Origin of the sequence: Klebsiella sp. GB_Kp047, from assembly GCF_040065235.1 — a bacterium.
GTDB classification, from domain to species: Bacteria; Pseudomonadota; Gammaproteobacteria; order Enterobacterales; family Enterobacteriaceae; genus Klebsiella; species Klebsiella quasipneumoniae.
In genome coordinates this window covers 36,560-59,660 of sequence record NZ_JBEAJG010000006.1, presented here as the reverse complement: position 1 = coordinate 59,660, position 23,101 = coordinate 36,560, and the positions used below count along the sequence as shown (strand labels likewise).

Genomic DNA, 23,101 nt, shown 5'->3' with positions numbered 1-23,101 from the left:
CGGGCAGTTTCTCCCCTACGCTGGTCGGGCAGGAGATGGTGTGATAGCTGCCTGTTTGATTTTCAGGATACGCTATGAATATTCATCTTTCTCAGCGCCATCCCCACGCGGATGGCGTCACTCCCGATACCGCTCTCTTTCAACAGGCGCTGGACGAGCTGGCGGAGGCCGGAGGAGGTACGCTGGTGGTCGATCACGGCAGGTACGCGCTCGGCGGCTTGCGGATAGGGTCAAATACCTGCCTGTGGCTGTCGCCGGGCGCCAAGCTGATCGTCAGCGAAAACGGCGATGATTTTACCCAAGCGGTCGCGCTGAGCCAGGCAGAGTGCTCCCACCGGGCCTTTCTTTATGCTCTCGATGCGCAAAATGTGAGTATCTGTGGCGGCGGTGAAATCTACGGTAGCGCCGACGGCTGGTTTTCCCGGGATGTCGATGCCATGGGGTACCGCCAGCCCGTCGAGCGGCGGCCGCGCATCATTTTGCTGGAGAACTGCCGCGGCGTGCGACTGGAAAATATTACCGTGCGCCATGCGCCGATGTGGACCATACATCTGGTCTCGTGTATCGGCGTGACGATTAACGGGATTACCGTGGATAACGATTTGACGATGGCCAATACCGACGCGCTGGATATCGACAGCTGCCAGCAGGTGCATATCGCCAACTGCTATTTCAGCGCCGCCGATGACGCTATCTGTCTGAAAACCACGGCCAAGCCTGCGCATATTCAGCGTCCGCTGCGTCAGGTTACGATCGTGAACTGTACGCTGCGGTCGAAAAGCTGCGCCTTAAAAGTCGGTACGGAAACCTGGCAGGATATTGAAGATGTGCTGGTCAGCAACTGCACCATCTTTGATTCCAATCGCGGGATCGGCTTGCTATCCCGCGACGGCGGCCAGCTGCGGCGGATGATCTTCAGCAACATAGCGTTTGCTTGCGTGAGCGCGCCAGCCTGTCATTGGGGGGAGGCGGATCCGGTTTTTCTTTCCGCACGCCATCGCGATCCGGCTATCGCCCCCGGCGCCATCACTCGGATCCAGTTTCGCGGTCTGGTCGGGGAGTGTGAAGGGGCGATTAATTTGCATAGTGAACCAGCGGGCCTGATCCAGCGCATTCTTTTTGACGGCATCCAGCTCCACCAGAAGCTTAATCCACAGGCGGAGCAGGGGCTTTATGATGTGCGTCCGCCGTGTAACCCGCAGTCGCCAACCGGCATGGGCATGGATAATGCCTGGTGTCTGAATCCGCACAGCGGCCGTGCCTGGGGGGTTGAGCCTTACCCGGGAGGGCTGCCGGTGATGTATGCCAACGGCGTGACTGACCTGACGCTACGTGAGTTTGATTACCAGCGGCCGACGCCATTGCCTGCGGGGTGGAACCACAACGCACTTTGCCTGGAAAACACAGATAAATAACCGGGGAGAAGTGAGAAAGTAGCCCCGGCAATGACCGGGGCGAGACGTGCTTATTCTTCAGCGGCATAGCCCTGGGGGGGAAGCTGTCGTTCATCCAGCCAGGCGTGGTTGCCCACCATGCGCAGACGCCCCTCGACGAACCAGCTGATCACCAGCGGATAAATGGCATGTTCCTGGGTCTGTACCCGCGACGTGACCTCTTCCTCGCTGTCGCCAGCAAAGACCGGCACTTTGGCCTGCAGGATAACCGGACCGCCATCCAGCTCATCGGTGACGAAGTGCACCGAGGTCCCATGCTCCTCGTCACCGTTTTCCAGCACCTGGCGATGGGTATGCAGGCCAGGATACTTCGGCAGTAACGAAGGGTGGATGTTCAGCAGTCGTCCCTGATAGTGGCTGACAAAGGCCGGGCTAAGGATACGCATATAGCCCGCCAGCACCACCAGATCCGGGGCGTAGGCGTCAATTTCATGCATCAGCTGACGATCGAACGCTTCCCGGTCGGCAAACTGACTTTGCGCCAGCGCGTGGGCCGGGATCCCGGCCGCGCGCGCGCGCTCAAGGCCGAACGCATCGGCCTTGTTACTGAATACCGCACGCAGGGTGCCGTTTATCTGTTTCCGGCCACAGGCGTCGATGATCGCCTGCAAATTACTGCCGCTACCGGAAATCAGCACCACAATGTTTTTCATGCAATGACCACACGCTGTTCGGAATCGGAGGCTTTGATATACCCGATTTTCCACGCGTTTTCACCTTTCTCGTTCAGCAGGGCAATGGCCTTGTCTGCTTCTGCTGCCGGCAGGGCGATAACCATCCCCACGCCGCAGTTAAAGGTACGGTACATCTCATGCTGGCTGACGTTACCGGCGGTTTGCAGCCAGTTGAAAACGGACGGCCACTGCCAGGAAGACTCATCAATCACCGCCTGGGTGTTGTCCGGCAGTACGCGCGGGATGTTTTCCCAGAAGCCGCCGCCGGTCAGATGGGCGATGGCGTGGACGTCAACGCTGGCAATCAGGTCGAGAACCGATTTCACATAGATGCGGGTCGGCGCCAGCAAATGGTCGGCCAGCGGTTTGCCGTCAAGGTCGGTGGTCTGTGGGTCAACGCCGCTAACTTCAATAATCTTACGCACCAGCGAATAGCCGTTAGAGTGCGGGCCGCTGGAGGCCAGCGCCACCAGCACATCGCCGTCAGCGACTTTGCTGCCGTCGATGATTTCTGATTTTTCCACCACCCCGACGCAAAAACCCGCCACGTCGTAATCTTCGCCGTGGTACATCCCCGGCATCTCTGCGGTCTCACCGCCCACCAGCGCGCAACCGGACTGCAGGCAGCCTTCGGCGATGCCGTTGATGACGCTGGCTGCGGTATCGACGTCCAGTTTACCGGTGGCGTAGTAATCAAGGAAAAACAGCGGTTCAGCGCCCTGAACCACCAGGTCGTTCACGCACATGGCGACCAGGTCGATGCCGATGGTGTCGTGACGCTTCAGATCCATTGCCAGACGCAGCTTGGTACCGACGCCGTCGGTGCCGGAGACCAGTACCGGCTCGCGGTATTTCTGCGGCAGTGCGCACAGCGCGCCGAATCCGCCCAGTCCACCCATCACTTCCGGGCGACGGGTTTTCTTCACCACGCCCTTAATACGGTCGACGAGAGCGTTGCCTGCATCAATATCCACGCCGGCATCTTTATAGCTGAGAGAGGTTTTGTCGGTCACTGCGAAGTCTCCACGCGTTTGCGGTAAGCAAGAAAAATCGGCGCAATTCTAACAGGGAAAGCAAACGTTTGCGAGCCTGCTTTACAGTCGGCTTAAAACCGTTGGCGGATGGTCAAATTTGATACTGCTCACGAAAATGAAACCGGGTACAGCCTTGTGCTTGCCTCAGTGTCAGGTAATCCCCATCATATTACTGAAACCGGTTTCTGTGATTGATCGCCGTATGGATTACCGGTGATTTATGTTCGACAGGGGAGGGATGAATGAAGATTGCGGCATTTGATATCGGTGGCACCGCGTTAAAGATGGGCGTCATGACCCGCGACGGAAGGCTGCTGGAAACCGCGAAGCAGTCAATCAATGACAGCGATGGCGATCATATCTTACAGACCATGCTGTCGTGGCTGGCGGCCCACCCGTCATGCGAAGGCATTGCCATCAGCGCGCCGGGCTATGTCGATCCGCACAGCGGATTTATCACCATGGGCGGCGCTATCCGTCGCTTTGATAACTTCGCCATGAAATCATGGCTCGAGACGCAAACCGGGCTGCCGGTCTCGGTGGAAAACGACGCCAACTGTGTGCTGCTTGCCGAGCGCTGGCAGGGTAAAGCGGCGGAGATGGCCAATTTTCTGGTGCTCACTATCGGCACTGGCATCGGTGGAGCGATTTTTTGCCAACATCAGCTGATCCACGGGGCGCGTTTTCGCGCCGGCGAGTTCGGCTATATGCTTACCGATCGTCCCGGCGGACGCGATCCCCGTCGCTACTCGATGAATGAAAACTGCACCCTGCGGGTGCTGCGCTATCGCTATGCAGAACATATTGGCGCGCCGCTGGATAGCGTCACTGGCGAAATGATTTTTGACCGCTATGACGCCGGCGACCCGGTTTGCCAGCGTCTGGTCGCCGAGTTCTTCAATGGCCTGGGCCATGGCCTTTATAACCTCGTCAATATCTTCGATCCGCAGACCATTTTTATCGGCGGCGGCGTTGTGGAACGTCCTGGATTTCTGACGCTGCTGCGCCAGCATCTGGCCTGGTTCGGCATTGCCGACTATCTCGATACCGTCAGTCACGGCAACGATGCCGGCCTGATTGGCGCGGTTTACCATTTCAATCAGCACTATCGTTCGCCTGGCGACGATCGACCTTAGGGAGAGACTATGTCCGGATTTAAAGAAGGTTTTCTGTGGGGCGGCGCGGTGGCGGCGCATCAGTTAGAGGGCGGCTGGCAGGAGGGGGGCAAGGGGGTCAGCGTGGCGGATGTGATGACCGCCGGCGCCCACGGCGTGCCGCGGGAAATCACCGACGGCGTGGTGGCGGGAAAAAACTACCCGAACCATGAGGCGATCGATTTTTATCATCGCTACCCGCAGGACCTGGCGCTGTTTGCCGAAATGGGCTTCAAATGTTTCCGCACCTCGATTGCCTGGACGCGTATTTTCCCGCAGGGCGATGAACAGGAGCCGAACGAGGCTGGCCTGCAGTTTTATGACGATCTGTTCGACGAATGTCTGAAACACGGTATTGAACCGGTCATTACGCTGTCGCATTTTGAAATGCCCTATCACCTGGTCACCGAGTACGGCGGCTGGCGTAACCGCAAGCTGATCGACTTTTTCGTGCGCTTCGCCAGGGTCGTCTTCACCCGCTATCAGCATAAAGTGAAGTACTGGATGACCTTCAACGAGATCAACAACCAGGCTAACTACCATGAGGACTTTGCCCCTTTCACCAACTCCGGTCTGAAGTATTTACCGGGTGAAGATCGGGAACCGGTAATGTACCAGGCCGCACATTATGAGCTGGTGGCCAGCGCCCTGGCGGTGAAAGCGGCGCGCGAGATCAACCCTGCTCTGCAGATAGGCTGCATGATCGCCATGTGCCCTATCTATCCGCTGACCTGCGCGCCGGACGATATGATGATGGCGATGAACGCCATGCACCGTCGGTACTGGTTCACCGATGTCCACGTGCGCGGCCGCTATCCGCAGCATCTGCTCAACTATTTTGCCCGCCGCGGCTTTAGCCTGGACATCACCGAAGCCGATCGTCAGGCGTTAACCGAAGGCTGTGTCGACTACATCGGCTTTAGCTACTATATGTCCTTCGCCACCAAAGCCACCGAAGACAACCCCTTGCTCGATTATGATGAAACCACCAGCCTGGTCTCCAACCCGTACGTGAAAAAGTCGGACTGGGGCTGGCAGATTGACCCGGTCGGCCTGCGCTATTCTCTGAACTGGTTCTGGGATCACTATCAGCTACCGCTGTTTATTGTCGAAAACGGTTTTGGCGCGATCGATGTTCGTGAAGCGGACGGCAGCGTGGATGACCAGTACCGTATCGATTATCTCTCCGCGCATATAGCGGAGATGAAAAAGGCGGTGGTCGAGGATGGCGTCGATCTGATGGGTTATACCCCGTGGGGCTGTATCGATCTGGTTTCCGCCGGAACGGGGGAGATGAAAAAACGCTACGGCTTTATCTACGTGGATAAAGATAATGAAGGCAACGGCACGATGGAGCGCAGTAAGAAGAAGTCGTTCGACTGGTATAAGAAGGTGATTGCCAGCAACGGGGAGCAGCTATAATTCCCCCGTGGCGCTGCGCTTATCGGGCCTGCGGGGTTTGCGGTCCGGGTAAGCGTTAGCGCCGCCCGGCAGAACCCCGCGCTAAAACCGGAGCCTCGCCTCCGGTTTTTTTGTCTCTAAATCACTTTGCTTGATATACGTCAAGCAAGATGGGTATGGCCTAATCCGAAAAAAGCGGTATAATCCCGCGATTTTTTTTGTGGCTGCCCCTCAGAGGAGAAAGAGAATGAAGATTGTGGAAGTCAAACACCCACTCGTCAAACACAAGCTGGGCCTGATGCGCGAGCACGACATCAGCACCAAACGCTTCCGTGAACTCGCCTCTGAAGTGGGCAGCTTACTGACTTATGAAGCCACCGCCGATCTGGCGACCGAGAAAGTGACCATCGAAGGCTGGAACGGCCCGGTGGAAGTTGAGCAGATCAAGGGCAAGAAAATTACCGTCGTGCCAATCCTGCGCGCAGGCCTCGGCATGATGGAAGGGGTACTTGAGCACGTGCCGAGCGCGCGTATCAGCGTGGTGGGTATTTATCGCAATGAAGAGACCCTCGAGCCGGTACCTTACTTCCAGAAGCTGGTGTCCAACATCGATGAGCGTATGGCGCTGGTGGTTGACCCGATGCTGGCCACCGGTGGGTCGATGATCGCCACTATCGATCTGCTGAAAAACGCCGGCTGCACCAGCATCAAGGTGCTGGTACTAGTGGCGGCACCGGAAGGAATTGCCGCGCTGGAGAAAGCGCACCCGGACGTTGAGCTGTACACCGCCTCTGTCGATAAGGGACTGAACGAGCACGGGTACATCATTCCCGGTCTCGGCGATGCCGGCGACAAGATCTTTGGTACGAAATAATCGCATAACGATAAATAAGCCGACTTTGAGAGTCGGCTTTTTTTTGAATAAAACACACATAACTAACCATCTCAGAGGAAAACACTATGACGCGCCGTGCTATCGGGGTGAGTGAAAGACCGCCGCTTTTACAGACTATCCCGCTTAGTTTGCAGCACCTGTTTGCCATGTTTGGCGCAACGGTGCTGGTGCCAATCCTGTTCCACATCAACCCGGCCACCGTGCTGCTGTTCAACGGTATTGGTACGCTGCTGTACCTCTTTATCTGTAAAGGCAAAATCCCGGCGTATCTGGGATCGAGTTTCGCCTTTATCTCTCCGGTGCTGCTCCTGCTGCCGCTGGGCTATGAAGTGGCGCTGGGCGGTTTCATTATGTGCGGCGTGCTGTTCTGCCTCGTCTCCTTTATTGTCAAAAAAGCCGGTACCGGCTGGCTGGATGTGATGTTCCCCCCGGCGGCGATGGGGGCCATCGTGGCGGTTATCGGTCTGGAGCTAGCGGGCGTGGCGGCCAACATGGCCGGGCTGCTGCCGGCCGACGGCCAGTCGCCGGACAGTAAAACCATTATTATCTCGATGGTGACCCTGGCGGTGACGGTGTTTGGTTCGGTCTTGTTCCGCGGCTTCCTGGCGATTATCCCGATCCTGATTGGCGTTCTGGTGGGCTATGCGCTGTCGTTTGTGATGGGCGTGGTCGATACCACCCCGATCGCCGAAGCGCACTGGTTCGCGCTGCCAACCTTCTACACGCCGCGTTTTGAATGGTTCGCCATCTTCACCATTCTGCCCGCTGCGCTGGTGGTGATTGCCGAGCACGTCGGTCACCTGGTGGTGACGGCTAATATCGTCAAACGCGATCTGATCCGCGACCCGGGCCTGCATCGTTCGATGTTTGCCAATGGCCTGTCGACGATCGTTTCCGGCTTCTTCGGCTCGACGCCTAACACCACCTACGGGGAAAATATCGGCGTGATGGCGATTACCCGCGTCTACAGTACCTGGGTTATCGGTGGCGCGGCGATCATTGCGATTCTGCTCTCCTGCGTCGGCAAACTGGCGGCGGCGATCCAGATCATCCCGGTGCCGGTGATGGGCGGCGTGTCGCTGCTGCTGTACGGGGTAATCGGCGCCTCAGGGATCCGCGTACTGATTGAATCGAAGGTGGATTACAGCAAGGCGCAGAATCTGATTCTCACCTCCGTGATCCTGATCATCGGCGTCAGCGGTGCCAAAGTGCACATCGGTGCCGCTGAGCTGAAAGGGATGGCGCTGGCCACCATCGTCGGTATCGCACTCAGCCTGATTTTCAAGCTTATCAGCGTCCTGCGTCCGGAAGAGGTGGTTCTCGACGCCGCGGATAGCGAAGAGGTTAAATAACGATCGTCTGACCGGGCGGCGATCCCGCCCGGTTCTCTCCGGACCTAAATCTGTGATAAACTCTTCGCGTTTTTCTGTAAGCCTATGTTGAGGTCCATCTGAACGCACCGGCACAGCTCTCTTTGCCACTGTATCTTCCTGACGACGAAACCTTCGCGAGTTTCTGGCCGGGTGATAATCCTTCCCTACTTGCTGCCCTCCAGAACGTACTGCGCCAGGAACACAGCGGGTATATTTATATCTGGTCACGTGAAGGGGCGGGTCGCAGCCACCTGTTACATGCCGCCTGCGCCGAGCTTTCCCAGCGCGGGGATGCCGTGGGCTACGTGCCGCTGGATAAACGCACCTGGTTTGTGCCGGAGGTGCTGGAGGGGATGGAACAGCTGGCGCTGGTCTGCATCGATAACATCGAGTGCGTCGCCGGGGATGAGCCCTGGGAAATGGCCATCTTTAATCTCTACAACCGGATCCTGGAATCAGGTAAAACCCGTCTGCTGATCACCGGGGACCGGCCGCCGCGGCAACTGAATCTTGGTCTGCCGGATCTCGCCTCGCGGCTTGACTGGGGGCAGATCTATAAGCTGCAGCCGCTGTCGGATGAAGACAAGCTGCAGGCCCTGCAGCTGCGCGCCAGACTGCGCGGCTTCGAGATGCCGGAGGACGTTTGCCGCTTCCTGCTGAAGCGGCTGGATCGCGAAATGCGCTCGCTGTTTATGACCCTCGATCAGCTGGATCATGCCTCGATTACCGCTCAGCGCAAGCTGACGATCCCCTTCGTGAAAGAGATCCTTAAACTCTAGTCCGCCTGCGGAGTCAGTTCCTCCTCCGTCAGCCCGGTCAACCGGGCGACCAGATCGCGCGCCAGGCCACTGTGTAGCATAGCGGCGGCGATACGCTGCGCCTCTTCCTTCCGGCCTTCCTGACGGCCCTGCGCCAGGCCCCGCTCCAGGCCCTGTTGTTCCAGATATTCCGCAATTGTCATCAACGTCTCCTTGTGCTGCGGCGTACGTAACGCCAGCTCGCGAATGAACTTGATCGGCTCTCGCGCGTTGCCTGCCTGCACCAGATAGTGCATCAGGGCTTGTACCTGCGATTCCGTCGCCAGACCAGTCAATAATAATTCGCTCAGCTTGTCGAGGAGCTGCACCAGATCGCGTTGTCGAATATGTTTTTGCAGTAACTCCAGCGTCGCCATGCGCTGATGGGTGGCAATGTCGTCATCCGGAATGACGGTAATGTCCGCCAGCGGAAACGCCCCGTGATAAAGGTGGCCGGCCAGCTCCGGAGCGACGAATTCATCGAGCCAGCGCAGCGAGAACGGGTAGGGGCTCACCAGACCGTGGTAGAAGAGAACAGGGATCACCAGCGGCAGCCGATCGTGGCCGGCATCAAGGTGGCGCTGCATGGCGGCGATGGCGTAGCGCATCAGACGAAAGGCCATATGCCGATCGGGCGTGCTCTGGTGTTCGATAAGCGCATAAATATAGCCGTCTCCCGCCGTGGTTTTCAGGGAATACAGAATGTCGGCGTAAAAGGGACGCAGATCGTCTTCGACAAAATGCCCGGACTCGAGATGCAGCGTACGCAGATCGCACACCTTAAGCAGCGTCTCGGGCAGGTACAGCCGCAGAAAATCGCGGGCGGTATCAGGATGGGAGAGATAGCTCTTAAATACGGCATCATGAGGCGTTGAGGTTGGTTTTTTCATGTTCATCCGTCCAGTGGATTGAGCGATAGATGAACAGTAGCACTGCAAGGCGGGCGGGAGGGATTGGCGTGGAAGATCTGGAATCGGCTACGTAAAAAAGCGCCGCGATAGCGCGGCGCGGGTGGGTTAGCTTACGATCTCGAGGACCTGCTCCGGCGGTCGGCCAATACGCGCCTGGCCGCGGCTAACGACAATGGGGCGTTCGATAAGCTTAGGATTGGCGACCATCGCCTGTATCAGCGCCGCGTCGCTGAGCGCCGGGTCGGCAAGATTGAGCGATTTATACAGATCCTCTTTCTGGCGCATGAGCTCGCGGGGGCTCTCCATATCCAGCAGCTGCAGCAGTTGACGCAGCGTCCCGGCATCCGGTGGCGTCTCAAGATAAAGCACCACCTCAGGATCGATGCCGTGGCTCTTCAACAGGCTCAGCGTTTCGCGGCTCTTCGAGCAGCGTGGGTTATGGTAAATTTTTACCGCGTCGGTCATGGGGTCTCCTTACATTTTTTGGTAGGGGCGGAAGCGGGCCTGTAGCTCACGTAGCTGGTCGATGCGGGCATCGTAGCGGGCCTGCTGCAGACTACCGAGTTTCACTTGCGAGCTGGCGCTGCTGAGCAGGGAAATCGCCTGTTCCAGCTGGCCGACCAGCGCCATGCTTTCTGCCCGCGCCGCCAGCTCCTGGTCGCGATTGCCCAGGGCGCCTTCCGCCTGAGCCAGCAGGTCCCAGCCGTTGCCATCCTCTTTATAGGTAAAGGTATAACGATTCAGGATGGTCGCCGCTTCCCCGGGCTGTCCGCCCTGCAGGAGGGCGTTGGCCAGGTTCAACTGCAGCACCGGATTGGTGCGCAGTTCACGAGCGTTTTTAAGACGGTTGATGGCGTCGCCGGTTTTCTTCTGCCCGAGGTCGATATCGGTGGCCAGATCGAGATACCAGGGATTTTGCGGATCGGCGCTGAGCAGCGGCTGCAGCGTTTTGCGCGCCTGGTCAAAGTTGTTGCTTTCCATCGCCAGCAGGGCGCGGCCATACTGCGCGGCATGCTGCTGGCGGATATTGCCTTTATCCCAGGCGTTGAGCAGATCGGTGCCTAGCTTATTGTCGCCGTTGGTGTACATTCCGAGAGTACGCGCCTTCGCCAGATAGAAGTCCGCTGAGGACTGTACGACAACCGGGCGCATCTGGTTGGCGCGGTTACGGGCATCGGCAAGCCGGCTTTCCGGCAGGGGGTGGGTGAGCAGCATTTCCGGCGGCCGCGTTGAGTAACGCGACTCATCAAGCAGTTTACCCATAAACATCGGCATGGCCTGCGGGTCGAATCCTGAGCGTTGCAGAACCTGAATACCGATCCGGTCGGCCTCTTCTTCGTTCTGACGGGTGAAGCTGATCATGCCCTGTTGGGTGCCGGCCAGCGTCCCGGTCAGCGCCGCCATCCCGGCCTGCGGGCTGGCCATCGCCAGCAGAATTGAACCCAGCGCGCCGACCCAGGTCAGCGGCGCATTGCGCTTCTGATCTTCCATTGCGCGGGCAAGATGCCGCTGCGTAACGTGGGAAATTTCGTGCGCCATGACAGAGGCCAGTTCGCTCTCATTATCGGAATAGCGGAACAGGGCCGAGTGGAGGACCACATTGCCGCCGAAGAAGGCGAAGGCGTTGATTTGGTCGTTATTAATCAAATAGAAGTGGAACGGGGTGCGCACCGAATTCGCATGCGAGACCAGACGCATGCCCAGCCCGTTGATGTATTGCACCAGCAGAGGGTCGTTGATCAGCGGCGCGCTGCCGCGCAGCTGGCGGACGTAGTAATCCCCCATCTGCATTTCCTGACCAATCGACAGCGTGCTTCCTGCGGAGGTCCCCATGTCCGGCAGGGTATCTGCGGAGTCAGCAAAAGCAGGGCCTAACGAACCCAGCGTCAGCGACGCGATCACGGTCGCCACCAGCGTTTTCTTCAACTGCCTGAACATAACCTCTGTCCTGTAATGTGGGTGTGCCAGTTTGACCGATTGTGCGACGCAATGTTCCCTGGCCGCATCCCAGCGAGTTTAGCTGGCGTTAGACACATTGAAAATAGGTTCTTCACGGCGGAGACGGGTTTGTCTGCTGCGCATCAAAAAGCGAAGTCTTTTTTGTGACATTTCGATACAATTCCTCCGTTTGTCGCCGCTTTGCGCTTCAGGGAAGGTTTTATGCTCGAGATGTTAATGCAGTGGTACCGCCGTCGATTCAGCGACCCTGAGGCGATAGCGCTGCTGGTTATTTTGCTTGCCGGTTTCGGCATCATGTTCTTTTTCAGCGGCCTGCTGGCCCCGTTACTGGTGGCTATCGTGCTGGCCTATTTGCTGGAGTGGCCGACCGTGCGCCTGGAGCGCATCGGTCTGTCGCGCACCTGGGCGACCTCGCTGGTGCTGATCCTCTTTGTGGGCATCCTGCTGTTGCTGGCCTTCGTGGTGCTGCCGGTGGCCTGGCAGCAGGGGATCTACCTTATCCGCGATATGCCGGGCATGCTCAACAAGCTCTCTGATTTTGCCGCCACGCTGCCGCGGCGCTATCCGGCGTTAATGGATGCCGGCATCATCGATGCGATGGCGGAAAATATGCGCACCCGGATGCTGACGGTGGGCGACTCGGTGGTCAAGTATTCTCTCGCCTCGCTGGTGGGGCTGCTTACGCTGGCGGTGTATCTGGTGCTGGTGCCGCTGATGGTCTTCTTCCTGCTGAAGGATAAAGAGCAGATGCTCAACGCGGTACGCCGCGTGCTGCCGCGCAACCGCGGCCTGGCCGGGCAGGTATGGAAGGAGATGAACCAGCAAATCACCAACTACATTCGCGGTAAGGTGCTGGAGATGATTGTCGTCAGCGTCGCCACCTGGATAGGCTTCATCCTTTTCGGCCTCAACTACTCGCTGCTGTTGGCGGTGCTGGTGGGCTTCTCGGTGCTGATCCCCTATATCGGCGCATTTGTGGTGACCATTCCGGTGGTGGGGGTGGCGCTGTTTCAGTTTGGCGCGGGCACCGAGTTCTGGAGTCTGTTCGCGGTCTATCTGATTATTCAGGGGCTTGACGGCAATCTGCTGGTCCCGGTGCTGTTCTCGGAAGCGGTGAATCTGCACCCGCTGGTGATTATCCTGTCGGTGGTGATCTTTGGCGGTTTGTGGGGGTTCTGGGGCGTCTTCTTCGCCATTCCGCTGGCCACGTTGATTAAAGCGGTGGTGCATGCCTGGCCGGATGGCCTGGTGGTCGACGACGACTAAGGCATTGAGGATAAAAAAAGACGCCGGGCGAGGTTCTCTCACCCGGCGTCTTGCTTTGCATCAGGCGTTTTCTTTCAGCCAGTTCAGCACCACGTCGTGGTGATTGCTGGTTTTGAAGTCATCAAAGACGTGTTCGATTTTGCCATCGGCATCGACGAGGAAGCTGATACGGTGGATCCCGTCGTAGGTTTTCCCCATAAAGGATTTTTCGCCCCAGACGCCAAACTGCTCGCAAACCTGATGGTTTTCATCAGACAGCAGCGTAAAGTTCAGCAGCTCTTTTTCGGCGAAGCGGGAGAGCTTTTCCGGTTTATCGGTGCTGATGCCCAGCACTTCCACACCGGCTTTCTTCAGGTCGTCCATGTTGTCGCGCAAGCCGCACGCCTGGACGGTGCAGCCCGGGGTCATGGCCTTCGGGTAAAAATAAACCAGGACACGCTGTCCCTGGAAGTCGGTTAAATTTACTTCCTCGCCGTCCTGGTCCGGTAAGCTAAATTTCGGTGCAAGATCACCGGCTTTCAGTGGGGTCATGGGTTAAACTCCATCCTGTTCATCATGCTGTGAATAATTAACGATGTTAATACTGCCTTGTGCGTTGAGTTCTGTACATAGGGCTTTGAACGCTTGTTCGATATTTGCTGCATTTTGCGTCGCAGGACTGTGGGCAGTTATCTGAATAAAAAGCTGCGCGGAATCACCGTCTCCCGGCTGCGTGCGGGAAACCAGTTCCGCGATATTCATATTCCATGTATCGCACAGGGCAGTGAAGCGCTCGATGATATGCGGTGAGTCCGGCACCTCAACCTGGACCCAGACGGTGTTTGGCATGGCCTGCGGGGGGCGCGCGGTGGTGCGTTTCATCACGATCAACAGCTCCAGCTCCGCGCCTTTCAGCGGCAGGGTTGATTCGATCAGGTTAATCGCATTCCACGACCCGGAAAGCAGCATGATAAACGTAAACTCATCACCGAGCATGGCCAGCCGGCTGTCTTCGATATTACAACCGCAGCTGCTGACGTGGCGAGTGATCGTATTCACGATGCCGGGACGGTCAGCCCCCAGGGCGGTAATAACCAGATAGTGTTGTAATGAGGCTGTCAAACCTGTTCTTCCTTTAAAAAGGTGAGGTAACATTAGGAAAGCATAAAAAAAACCGCCATACAACATCCCTGATGGCGTCGGGTCTCTTGCTTTTATTGCAGCTCCAAACGTAACATTGAGAATCTTGTCGCACTTCTGCTCTGAGGATGGCCCATGTTCACGGGAAGTATTGTAGCGCTTGTCACGCCGATGGATGAAAACGGTAATGTCTGCCGGACAAGCCTGAAAAAACTGATTGATTACCATGTCGCCAACGGAACCTCGGCGATCGTTTCGGTAGGGACTACCGGTGAATCCGCAACGCTGAGCCATGAAGAGCACGGCGACGTGGTGATGATGACGCTGGAACTGGCTGACGGGCGTATCCCGGTGATCGCTGGAACGGGAGCCAATGCAACCGCAGAGGCGATTAGCCTGACCAAGCGTTTTAACGACAGCGGCGTTGTCGGCTGCCTGACGGTCACTCCTTATTATAACCGTCCTACCCAGGAAGGCCTGTTCCAGCACTTTAAAGCTATCGCCGAACATACTGACCTGCCGCAAATTCTGTATAATGTGCCGTCCCGTACCGGTTGCGATATGCTGCCGGAAACCGTTGGCCGTCTGGCGGAAATTAAAAATATTGTCGGTATTAAGGAAGCTACAGGGAACTTAAGTCGCGTTCACCAGATCAAAGAGCTGGTTTCAGACGACTTTATTCTGCTGAGCGGTGACGATGCGACCGGTATGGACTTCATGCAGCTCGGCGGCGTGGGCGTGATTTCCGTCACCGCCAACGTGGCGGCGCGCGAAATGGCCGACATGTGCCGTCTGGCGCTGGCGGGTCAATTTGCCGAAGCCCGGGCGATTAACCAGCGTCTGATGCCATTGCATACAAAATTATTTGTCGAACCCAATCCTATCCCGGTGAAATGGGGATGCAAGGCGTTGGGTCTTGTGGCGACCGATACGCTGCGCTTGCCGATGACGCCTATCACCGACCAGGGTCGTGAAGCCGTTACCGCCGCGCTGAAGCATGCCGGTTTGCTGTAAAGTTTAGGGAGATTTGATGGCTTACTCAGTACAGAAGTCGCGCCTGGCGAAGGTTGCGGGTGTTTCGCTGGTTCTACTCCTCGCGGCCTGTAGTTCCGACTCGCGCTATAAGCGTCAGGTGAGCGGTGATGAGGCCTATTTACAGGCGTCACCGTTGAGCGAACTTCACGCGCCGGCGGGGATGATCCTGCCGATTCAGGTGGGTGATTACAACATTCCGGTGGCCAACAGCACCGGCGCGGTTGGCAAGGCGCTGGACATTCGCCCGCCGGCGCAGCCGCTGGCATTGGTTAGCGGCGCCCGCACCCAGTTCAACGGCGATACCGCGACGCTGATGGTCGAGAACGGCCGCAGCGGTTCGCTGTGGGCGCAGGTTACCAGCATTCTTCAGTCGAAGAACTACGTTATCGCCAAGCGCGATGATGCGAGCCAGACGCTGAACACCGACTGGGTTGAGTGGAACCGTCTTGATGAAGATCAGCAGTATCGCGGTCGTTATCAAATCTCCGTCAAACCGCAGGGCTATCAGCAAGCGGTGGTGGTCAAGCTGGTGAATCTGGAGCAGGCGGGTAAACCGGTTGCCGATCCGGCGTCACTGCAGCGCTACAGCACCGCCATGCTGAACGTCATTTCGGAAGGCCTGGACATGAACGCCACCAGCGCCCAGAACGCCGCCCAGCGCAGCGCGGGCGCCACCTTCGACGTGCAGAGCGCTGCCGACGATACGGGTCTGCCGATGCTCGTTGTTCGCGCGCCGTTTAACATGGTGTGGCAGCGTCTGCCTGGCGCCCTCGAGAAAGTGGGGATGAAAGTGACCGACAGCACGCGCTCTCAGGGCAGCATGGCGCTGACCTACAAGCCGCTGTCTGACAGCAGCTGGCAGGAGCTGGGCGCACGCGACCCGCAGCTGGCCTCCGGTGACTACAAACTTCAGGTCGGCGACCTCGATAACCGCAGTAGCCTGCAGTTCATCGACCCGAAAGGCCACACCCTGACGCAGTCGCAAAATGACGCCCTGGTAGCCGTATTCCAGGCCGCATTTAACAAGTAAACGAAAGGGCTGGAGCAATCCGGCCCTTTTAATATATAGTGACGCAAACGTGTGCGTATGCACATCATCCTTCAAATTGCCTCTTTGTTGGCCGCCTTCGTTCACCCCAGTCACTTACTTTTGTAAGCTCCTGGGGATTCGCTCAGTTGCCGCCTCGATGCACTTTGAATGATTTTGTGTATAGGTGGAAACGTATTTTTAGGCTCAATATCACTGGAGTAGTGAAAGATGAAAAAGCAAGCTGAGTTGTATCGTGGTAAGGCGAAGACAGTATACAGCACCGATAATCCGGACCTGCTGGTACTGGAATTCCGTAACGATACGTCAGCAGGTGATGGCGCGCGCATCGAGCAGTTCGATCGTAAAGGCATGGTGAATAACAAGTTCAACCACTTCATTATGAGCAAACTGGCAGAAGCGGGCATCCCTACCCAGATGGAAGCGCTGCTCTCCGATACCGAATGCCTGGTAAAAAAACTGGATATGGTGCCGGTGGAGTGCGTGGTGCGTAACCGTGCGGCAGGCTCGCTGGTAAAACGTTTAGGCATTGAAGAAGGAATCGAGCTGAATCCGCCGCTGTTCGATCTGTTCCTGAAAAACGATGCCATGCACGATCCGATGGTCAACGACTCCTATTGCGAAACCTTCGGCTGGGTGAGCAAAGAGAATCTGGCGCGGATGCGCGAGCTGACCTACAAAGCCAACGACGTGCTGAAAAAGCTGTTCGATGACGCCGGTCTGATTCTGGTGGACTTTAAGCTGGAGTTTGGTCTGTTCAAAGGCGAAGTGGTCCTGGGCGATGAGTTTTCGCCGGACGGCAGCCGCCTGTGGGACAAAAACACCCTCGATAAAATGGACAAAGACCGCTTCCGCCAGAGCCTTGGCGGCCTGATCGAAGCCTACGAAGAAGTGGCTCACCGCCTGGGCGTTAAGCTCGACTAACCCGCCCGCCGCCAGAAGATGGCCTCATCTTCTGGCGTCTGTTGCTGTTTCCTGTGGTAATCCTGTGCTGAACCGCCTACGATCTCTGCTATTGATACATAACAGGGAATGAGGTGCTTATGCGCTGGCAAGGGCGTCGCGAAAGCGACAATGTTGAAGATCGACGTGGACAATCAGGCTCGCCGTTTGGCGGCGGCGGGGGCGGCGGCTTCCGTCTGCCGAGCGGGAAGGGCGGCATTGTACTGCTGATTATTGTGCTGGTGGCGGGCTACTACGGCGTGGATTTGACCGGCATGTTGACCGGCGAACCGATGCCGCAGCAGCAGACCTCCACGCAGCGCTCCATCAGTCCGAAAGACGATGAAGCGGCGAAGTTTACTTCCGTCATTCTGGCCACCACCGAAGATACCTGGGGACCGATTTTTGAAAAGATGGGCCGCCAGTACCCTCAGCCAAAGCTGGTGCTCTACCGCGGCGCGACCCGTACCGGCTGCGGTACCGGCCAGTCGGTGATGGGGCCGTTCTACTGTCCTGCCGACAGTACGGTCTATATCGACCTGTCATTCTACGATGAGATGAAAAATAAACTGGGCGCCGATGGCGACTTTGCCCAGGGGTACGTCATTGCCCATGAAGTGGGTCATCACGTACAAAAACTGCTGGGCATTGAGCCGAAGGTTCGCCAGCAACAGCAGCATGCCACCGAGGCCGAAGCCAACCGGCTGTCGGTTAAGATGGAGCTACAGGCAGACTGCTTCGCCGGCGTCTGGGGGCATAATATGCAGCAGCAGGATATTCTGGAAACCGGCGATCTGCAGGAGGCGTTAAACGCCGCCGAGGCCATCGGCGACGACCGTCTGCAGCAGCAGAGCCAGGGGCGGGTGGTACCGGACAGCTTTACCCACGGAACGTCAAAACAGCGCTACACCTGGTTCAAACGCGGTTTCGACAGCGGCGACCCGGCGCAGTGCAACACCTTCGGCAGCGCGCTGTAATCGCCCCTGATGATGGACGCGCTGCTTGACCTCACCGCGCAGATGGCGCGGGAGGGGATTCGCCGCCTGCTGGTGCTCAGCGGCGACGAGGCCTGGACGCTGCAGCAGGCGCAGGCGCTGCGGGAGCGGCTCGGCGGCGATGGCCTGTGGGTGGGCTCCGAGCCGGTTTCTGCGCCCGGCGTGGCGCCTGGCGCCCTGAAGACGCTGCTGGGGCGGGAAGTGATGCACGCCTTTTTCGATGCCCGGCGCGGGTTTGATGTGGCCGCCCTGGCGGCCCTGAGCGGTACGCTGCGGGCGGGAAGCTGGCTGGTGCTGCTGACGCCCTTTTTCGCCGACTGGCCGTCCCGGGTGGATGAGGACTCCCTGCGCTGGAGCGATACGCCCGACCCGATCTCTACCCCCAACTTTGTTCTCCGCTGCTGTCGGCAGTTTATCGCCGACCCCGAGGTGCTGCTCTGGCGGCAGTCGGACTCGCCGCGGCTCCCGCTGGCCGTCCGGCGCCCTGACTGGCATCCCGCCGATGGTCACCCGCTGGCCGAACAGGCGGCGATCCTTGGGCAATTATTGCGTCTACCGCCTGGTATCGCAGCAGTGACGGCTGAACGAGGGCGAGGCAAATCCGCCCTCGCGGGCATGCTGCTGCGCCAGCTCGCGGGCGAGGCCATTGTTACCGCCCCGACCCGCAGCGCCGTCGACGTGCTGGCGAGCTTTGCCGGCGAGGCGTTTCGCTTTATGGCTCCTGATGCGTTGCTGTCGTCGAAGGAAAAGGCGTCCTGGCTGATTGTCGATGAGGCCGCGGCTATACCGGCTCCGCTTCTCCGGCAGCTGGTTAGTCGTTTTCCCCGCACGCTACTTACCACGACGGTGCAGGGTTATGAGGGCACCGGTCGCGGGTTCCTGCTGAAATTTTGCGCCAGCCTGCCCTATCTGCAATTGTTCAGCCTGAGCGCGCCGATCCGCTGGGCCGCAGGCTGCCCGCTGGAGTCGGCCATCAGCCAGCTGCTGATCTTCAGCGATGAGGCATTTCGCGACGCGCCGACGGGGGAGGTAGTCCTGGAGGCGGTCAATCAGTCCAGCTGGCAAACGCAGCCGGCGCTGCCGGAAGCGATGTACCAGCTGTTATCCGGGGCGCATTACCGCACTTCTCCTCTCGATCTGCGGCGCATGATGGACGCTCCAGGCCAGGCTTTCCGCTGCGCTCGCGCCGGCGGTGCGGTGGCGGGCGCCCTGTGGCTGGTGGCCGAAGGGGGACTTTCTCCCGAACTCAGCCGGGCGGTGTGGGCGGGTTTTCGCCGGCCGCGGGGGAACCTGGTCGCCCAGTCGCTGGCGGCGCATGGCGGCAGTCCCCTGGCGGCGACGCTGCGCGGGCTGCGGGTCAGTCGGATCGCCGTCCACCCCGCCCGCCAGCGCGAAGGGCTGGGGCAACAGATGATTGCCGATATCGCCGCCGATGCCGCAGGTTATGATTATCTCTCCGTCAGCTTTGGCTATACCCCTGAGCTGTGGCGCTTCTGGCAACGCTGTGGGTTTATTCTCGTGCGGCTGGGCACCCATCGCGAGGCCAGCAGCGGGTGCTATACCGCGATGGCTCTGTTCCCGCTGACTGCAGCGGGGCATCAGCTCGCGCAACGGGAGGCACAGCGGCTACAGCGTGATGAATACTGGCTGCGCCCGTGGCGGCAAGCGTCCGCGCCGCTGCCGGCCGTTTCAGGGGCTATGCTTAGTGATGAGGACTGGCTGGAAGCGGCGAGCTTTGCCTTCGCCCATCGCCCGCTGGCCGCGGCGCTGGGTTGCCTCAATCGCCTGCTGTTGCAGGTCGACATCCCGTTGCCGGCCCTGCGCGGGCGTCTGCAGGGGGAAGAAGAGGCCGAACTCTGCGCCGCGCTGCAGCTAACAGGGCGTAAAGCCCTGCTGGCGAGATGGCGTCAGGAGGCCGCTGACGCCTTGCGCTTCCTCGATGCAGCGCGCGCCGAGGCGCTGCATCAGCAGGTGGCGAACCTGCAATTTTTTTAACTAACTCATTCAGTTAAATGGCATGGTCATATCTGGCGAGCGGCGTACACTGCCCGCATACACTAAGGAGACAGCCATGAAACACGATCATTTTATTGTTCAAAGCCCTGCGACGCCTGCGCAACAGCTGTTGCTGCTGTTTCATGGCGTGGGGGATAACCCGGTCTCCATGGGGCAAATTGGCAGCTGGTTCGCGCCGCAGTTTCCTGATGCGCTGATCGTGAGCATTGGCGGGGTGGAGCCTTGCGGTCCTGACGGTCGGCAGTGGTTTTCGGTGCAGGGAGTGACGGAAGAAAATCGTCAGCAGCGTATCGACGCCATTATGCCGACCTTTATTGAAATTGTGCGCTACTGGCAGGAAAAGAGCGGCATCAGCCCACTGGCCACCGCGCTGATCGGCTTCTCTCAGGGGGCGATCATGTCGCTGGAGAGCATCAAAGCAGCGCCGGATCTGGCTTCGCGGGTGATCGCCTTTAATGGCCGCTATGCGACGCTGCCGGTTACCGCAACGACGGCCACCACCATTCACCTGATCCACGGTGGTGACGATCGGGTTATCGATCTGGCGTGGGCGGTGTCGGCACAGGAGGCGCTGTTGCAGGCGGGGGGCGACGTGACCTTAGATATTGTGGACGATCTGGGGCATGCCATTGACGATCGCAGCATGCAGTTCGCGATCGAGCGACTGCGCTACACCGTGCCGAAGCACTATTTTGATGAGGCGCTGAGCGGCAGTACGCCGAAAGGGGACGATATCATCGAAATGCTGTAACCCCGGCGGGCGGGGTTACAGGCGGGCGCTACCGCGATAACGGCAAACTTACGGTTTCTTCGACTGGTCGTGCTTCGGCCAGTCGTCGTCATCGTCCCATTTATCGTTAAAATCACGGTGCGGCGGCAGATCGGGTTTGTTGTTGAGGAATTTTTTGTGGTCAACGCGGTTTAGATCTTTAATCACGTTGATAATTACCCCCACCAAAAAGACCAGCACCAGAATCCACCAGTGTTTAATAAGCCATTCCATGCGCGCTTCCTCTTTACGTCAGTACGTCAGGCGACCAGCTGTTCCATTACGCGTTGATACATCCGCGCCAGCAGCTGCAGGTCGGCGGCGTTCACACATTCATTAATTTTGTGAATCGTGGCGTTCACGGGGCCCAGCTCAACCACCTGCGCCCCCATGCGCGCGATAAACCGTCCGTCTGAGGTGCCGCCGTTGGTTAACAGCTGCGGTTTGATCTCATTATAGTGCTCAATGGCATTGACGACCGCATCCACCAGCTTGCCCCGTCCGGTAAGGAACGGCTGTCCGGAGAGCCACCACTCCACGCTGTAACGCAGCTGGTATTTTTCCAGCAGGGCGACCACCCGGGCTTTGATCGTCTCGTCAGTCAGTTCCGTACTGAAGCGGAAGTTGAACTGGACGAACATATCGCCAGGGATCACGTTGTTGCTGCCGGTACCGGACTGCACGTTGGCAATCTGCATGCTGGTCGGCGGGAAGTATTCATTGCCTTTATCCCACTCGATATTGACCAGCTCCGCCAGCATCGGCGCGGCGCGATGGACGGGGTTATCGGCAAGGTGCGGATAGGCGACATGGCCCTGTACGCCGTGAATGGTCAGGTTGCAGGTCAGCGAGCCGCGGCGGCCGTTTTTCACCACATCGCCGACCACTTCGGTACTGGAGGGTTCGCCGACCAGACAGTAGTCCAGACGCTCGTTACGCGCCATCAGCGTCTCCACCACTTTGACGGTGCCGTTTTTCGCGCTGGCCTCTTCATCAGAGGTGATCAAAAACGCCAGTCGGCCCCGGTGGTTCGGGTACTGCGCGACAAAACGCTCTGCGGCAACCACCATCGCCGCCAGCGAGCCTTTCATATCCGCCGCCCCGCGGCCAAACAGCATCCCGTCGCGGATGGTGGGTTCGAACGGGGGGTTGATCCAGCGGTCGGCGTCGCCTGCCGGGACCACGTCGGTGTGGCCGGCGAAGGCCAGCGTCTCGCCGTGGCCGCGCCAGGCCCAGAAGTTCTGCGTATCGCCGAAATCCATCGGTTCAACGGTAAAGCCGATCGCACGCAGGCGTTCAATCATTAACGCCTGGCATCCCGCATCATCGGGGCTAAGGGAAGGGCGGCGAATAAGCTGCTGAGCCAGCTCAATGACCGGGCAAGACATAGACTATACCTCGTTAAACTGCTGATAACTTGCTTCACTAAAACCCAGCAGCATAGGACGACCGGGCGCGCAGAGCAATGGGCGTTTGATGATCGCCGGCATTTCCAGCATCAATGCGGCGGCGGCATCGGCATTATCGATGCTGTTGCGCAGCGATTCGTCCAGTTTGCGCCAGGTGGTGCCGCGGGTGTTCAGCAGCGCCTGCCAGCCCAGTTCGGCAATAAAGGTATCCAGTTGCGCGCGGTCGAGGCCATCGGCGCGGTAGTCATGGAAGCGATAGTCAATCTGATGTGCTTCCAGCCAGCGGCGGGCTTTTTTAATGGTATCGCAGTTTTTAATTCCGTACATGGTGAGCATAGATAAACCTTTAACATTCAATTAAGCGGTTAACTCAGATATTTCCGAATATATAAGCCTTATTGAAATAATACGTGATTCAGATGAATAAATATAACTTTTTACCAGGCAATTCATGCAATGCGTTAGGGTGATTAAAATTCGCCCAGCCGCGGGCATGATGTGAGGGCATTAACAATATTACGAAAATGTTGCTTGATGGTGCTCTGCATCACATAATTTTTACATACGAGACGGCATAGTGGCGGCAACCAGAGGTTTTATCTCTGTCAGCGGTCCACAAGACAATCAGAGCAATAGGGGAGCACAACTTCCCATCAGCAATGAAGTTATATAGAATCGACCATAATAATAAGAGAGGCTATTATGATTGAACATGAACTGGGGAACTGGAAAGATTTTATTGAAGGCATGCTTCGTAAATAAATTTCCGCAATGTGAGCAGGGGAATAACGCGACGTAAATAAGCGCGTCATAGTTCTGAACACATAAAGAAGGCGACCATCCAGGTCGC

The 23,101-nt window shown here is 58.1% G+C and carries 25 protein-coding genes; 15 read left to right on the top strand and 10 right to left on the bottom strand.

Features of this window, described 5'->3' with window-relative positions:
- Positions 1-74: 74 nt before the first annotated feature.
- On the top strand, positions 75-1,415 hold the full coding sequence (locus ABLV76_RS04665; RefSeq protein WP_004201919.1) for a glycosyl hydrolase family 28 protein: 1,341 nt from the start codon (positions 75-77) through the stop codon (positions 1,413-1,415).
- Positions 1,416-1,465: 50 nt separating this feature from the next.
- Here the strand turns inward: ABLV76_RS04665 and purN are convergent, their stop codons facing one another.
- Together purN and purM are read right to left on the bottom strand one after the other, a co-directional pair.
- On the bottom strand, positions 1,466-2,107 hold the full coding sequence (purN, locus tag ABLV76_RS04660; RefSeq protein ID WP_109938247.1) for a phosphoribosylglycinamide formyltransferase: 642 nt from the start codon (positions 2,105-2,107) through the stop codon (positions 1,466-1,468).
- The gene (purM, locus tag ABLV76_RS04655) at positions 2,104-3,141 is read right to left on the bottom strand and encodes a phosphoribosylformylglycinamidine cyclo-ligase (RefSeq protein WP_004201922.1); all 1,038 of its coding nucleotides are present in this window, start codon (positions 3,139-3,141) and stop codon (positions 2,104-2,106) included. The genes purN and purM overlap by 4 nt, the downstream gene beginning before the upstream one ends.
- Positions 3,142-3,404: 263 nt before the next feature.
- On the opposite strand from purM, the gene bglK reads away from it, so the two are divergent.
- From bglK to ABLV76_RS04630, 5 genes are all read left to right on the top strand, one after another.
- A complete protein-coding gene (gene bglK / locus ABLV76_RS04650) occupies positions 3,405-4,298 on the top strand; it encodes a beta-glucoside kinase BglK (RefSeq protein WP_064187546.1) in 894 nt (297 codons plus the stop codon).
- Between the two features lie 9 nt (positions 4,299-4,307).
- Positions 4,308-5,738, top strand: coding sequence for a 6-phospho-beta-glucosidase (locus tag ABLV76_RS04645; protein WP_043520157.1), 1,431 nt, complete (start codon positions 4,308-4,310; stop codon positions 5,736-5,738).
- 226 nt (positions 5,739-5,964) lie between these two features.
- Positions 5,965-6,591, top strand: coding sequence for a uracil phosphoribosyltransferase (upp, locus tag ABLV76_RS04640; RefSeq protein WP_004201927.1), 627 nt, complete (start codon positions 5,965-5,967; stop codon positions 6,589-6,591).
- An 86-nt stretch (positions 6,592-6,677) separates the two neighbouring features.
- Positions 6,678-7,964, top strand: coding sequence for a uracil permease (gene uraA / locus ABLV76_RS04635; RefSeq protein ID WP_017900445.1), 1,287 nt, complete (start codon positions 6,678-6,680; stop codon positions 7,962-7,964).
- A 98-nt stretch (positions 7,965-8,062) separates the two neighbouring features.
- Positions 8,063-8,764, top strand: a complete 702-nt coding sequence (locus ABLV76_RS04630; RefSeq protein ID WP_020947395.1) for a DnaA inactivator Hda — start codon at positions 8,063-8,065, stop codon at positions 8,762-8,764.
- Here the strand turns inward: ABLV76_RS04630 and ABLV76_RS04625 are convergent.
- The 3 genes from ABLV76_RS04625 to bepA all read right to left on the bottom strand — a co-directional run bounded on the left by ABLV76_RS04625 (position 8,761) and on the right by bepA (position 11,631).
- Positions 8,761-9,672, bottom strand: a complete 912-nt coding sequence (locus ABLV76_RS04625) for an Rpn family recombination-promoting nuclease/putative transposase (RefSeq protein ID WP_226549425.1) — start codon at positions 9,670-9,672, stop codon at positions 8,761-8,763. The genes ABLV76_RS04630 and ABLV76_RS04625 overlap by 4 nt on opposite strands.
- 126 nt (positions 9,673-9,798) lie before the next feature.
- On the bottom strand, positions 9,799-10,158 hold the full coding sequence (gene arsC, locus ABLV76_RS04620) for an arsenate reductase (glutaredoxin) (protein ID WP_064150931.1): 360 nt from the start codon (positions 10,156-10,158) through the stop codon (positions 9,799-9,801).
- A gap of 9 nt (positions 10,159-10,167) precedes the next feature.
- Positions 10,168-11,631, bottom strand: coding sequence for a beta-barrel assembly-enhancing protease (bepA, locus tag ABLV76_RS04615; RefSeq protein ID WP_004201932.1), 1,464 nt, complete (start codon positions 11,629-11,631; stop codon positions 10,168-10,170).
- 51 nt (positions 11,632-11,682) lie between these two features.
- Here bepA and ABLV76_RS04610 point away from each other — a divergent pair, with 51 nt between their 5' ends.
- Both ABLV76_RS04610 and ABLV76_RS04605 read left to right on the top strand, forming a co-directional pair.
- Positions 11,683-11,799, top strand: a complete 117-nt coding sequence (locus ABLV76_RS04610) for a hypothetical protein (protein ID WP_032425793.1) — start codon at positions 11,683-11,685, stop codon at positions 11,797-11,799.
- Positions 11,800-11,853: 54 nt separating this feature from the next.
- Positions 11,854-12,918 (top strand): AI-2E family transporter, encoded by a 1,065-nt coding sequence (locus ABLV76_RS04605; protein ID WP_004201933.1) that lies wholly within the window; start codon positions 11,854-11,856, stop codon positions 12,916-12,918.
- A gap of 60 nt (positions 12,919-12,978) precedes the next feature.
- Here the strand turns inward: ABLV76_RS04605 and bcp are convergent, their stop codons facing one another.
- Positions 12,979-13,449 (bottom strand): thioredoxin-dependent thiol peroxidase, encoded by a 471-nt coding sequence (gene bcp, locus ABLV76_RS04600; protein WP_004201935.1) that lies wholly within the window; start codon positions 13,447-13,449, stop codon positions 12,979-12,981.
- 3 nt (positions 13,450-13,452) lie between these two features.
- Positions 13,453-14,019 (bottom strand): glycine cleavage system transcriptional repressor, encoded by a 567-nt coding sequence (locus ABLV76_RS04595; RefSeq protein WP_002913804.1) that lies wholly within the window; start codon positions 14,017-14,019, stop codon positions 13,453-13,455.
- Between the two features lie 153 nt (positions 14,020-14,172).
- Between ABLV76_RS04595 and dapA the strand changes: the two genes are divergently transcribed.
- The 6 genes from dapA (at position 14,173) to ypfH (ending at position 20,824) form a co-directional block, all read left to right on the top strand.
- On the top strand, positions 14,173-15,051 hold the full coding sequence (dapA, locus tag ABLV76_RS04590; protein ID WP_017900447.1) for a 4-hydroxy-tetrahydrodipicolinate synthase: 879 nt from the start codon (positions 14,173-14,175) through the stop codon (positions 15,049-15,051).
- 16 nt (positions 15,052-15,067) lie between these two features.
- A complete protein-coding gene (bamC, locus tag ABLV76_RS04585) occupies positions 15,068-16,102 on the top strand; it encodes an outer membrane protein assembly factor BamC (RefSeq protein ID WP_004201942.1) in 1,035 nt (344 codons plus the stop codon).
- A gap of 228 nt (positions 16,103-16,330) precedes the next feature.
- Positions 16,331-17,044 (top strand): phosphoribosylaminoimidazolesuccinocarboxamide synthase, encoded by a 714-nt coding sequence (gene purC, locus ABLV76_RS04580; RefSeq protein ID WP_002913801.1) that lies wholly within the window; start codon positions 16,331-16,333, stop codon positions 17,042-17,044.
- A gap of 119 nt (positions 17,045-17,163) precedes the next feature.
- Entirely contained in the window at positions 17,164-18,039 is an 876-nt protein-coding gene (locus tag ABLV76_RS04575) for a neutral zinc metallopeptidase (protein WP_004201945.1), read from the top strand.
- Between the two features lie 9 nt (positions 18,040-18,048).
- Positions 18,049-20,052, top strand: a complete 2,004-nt coding sequence (locus tag ABLV76_RS04570; RefSeq protein ID WP_348878198.1) for a GNAT family N-acetyltransferase — start codon at positions 18,049-18,051, stop codon at positions 20,050-20,052.
- Positions 20,053-20,128: 76 nt separating this feature from the next.
- Complete coding sequence (ypfH, locus tag ABLV76_RS04565) at positions 20,129-20,824, top strand: esterase (protein ID WP_004201952.1); 696 nt, start codon at positions 20,129-20,131, stop codon at positions 20,822-20,824.
- A gap of 48 nt (positions 20,825-20,872) precedes the next feature.
- Here ypfH and ABLV76_RS04560 read toward each other — a convergent pair whose 3' ends face one another.
- Genes ABLV76_RS04560 through ABLV76_RS04550 form a run of 3 tightly spaced genes read right to left on the bottom strand, consistent with a single transcriptional unit; the run spans position 20,873 to position 22,587 of the window.
- The gene (locus ABLV76_RS04560; protein ID WP_002913768.1) at positions 20,873-21,076 is read right to left on the bottom strand and encodes a YpfN family protein; all 204 of its coding nucleotides are present in this window, start codon (positions 21,074-21,076) and stop codon (positions 20,873-20,875) included.
- A gap of 26 nt (positions 21,077-21,102) precedes the next feature.
- Positions 21,103-22,230, bottom strand: a complete 1,128-nt coding sequence (dapE, locus tag ABLV76_RS04555) for a succinyl-diaminopimelate desuccinylase (RefSeq protein WP_004201953.1) — start codon at positions 22,228-22,230, stop codon at positions 21,103-21,105.
- Between the two features lie 3 nt (positions 22,231-22,233).
- A complete protein-coding gene (locus ABLV76_RS04550) occupies positions 22,234-22,587 on the bottom strand; it encodes an ArsC family reductase (protein WP_023290610.1) in 354 nt (117 codons plus the stop codon).
- Positions 22,588-22,953: 366 nt separating this feature from the next.
- Here ABLV76_RS04550 and ypfM point away from each other — a divergent pair, with 366 nt between their 5' ends.
- Positions 22,954-23,013, top strand: a complete 60-nt coding sequence (gene ypfM / locus ABLV76_RS04545) for a protein YpfM (RefSeq protein ID WP_100181659.1) — start codon at positions 22,954-22,956, stop codon at positions 23,011-23,013.
- Positions 23,014-23,101: the final 88 nt, after the last annotated feature.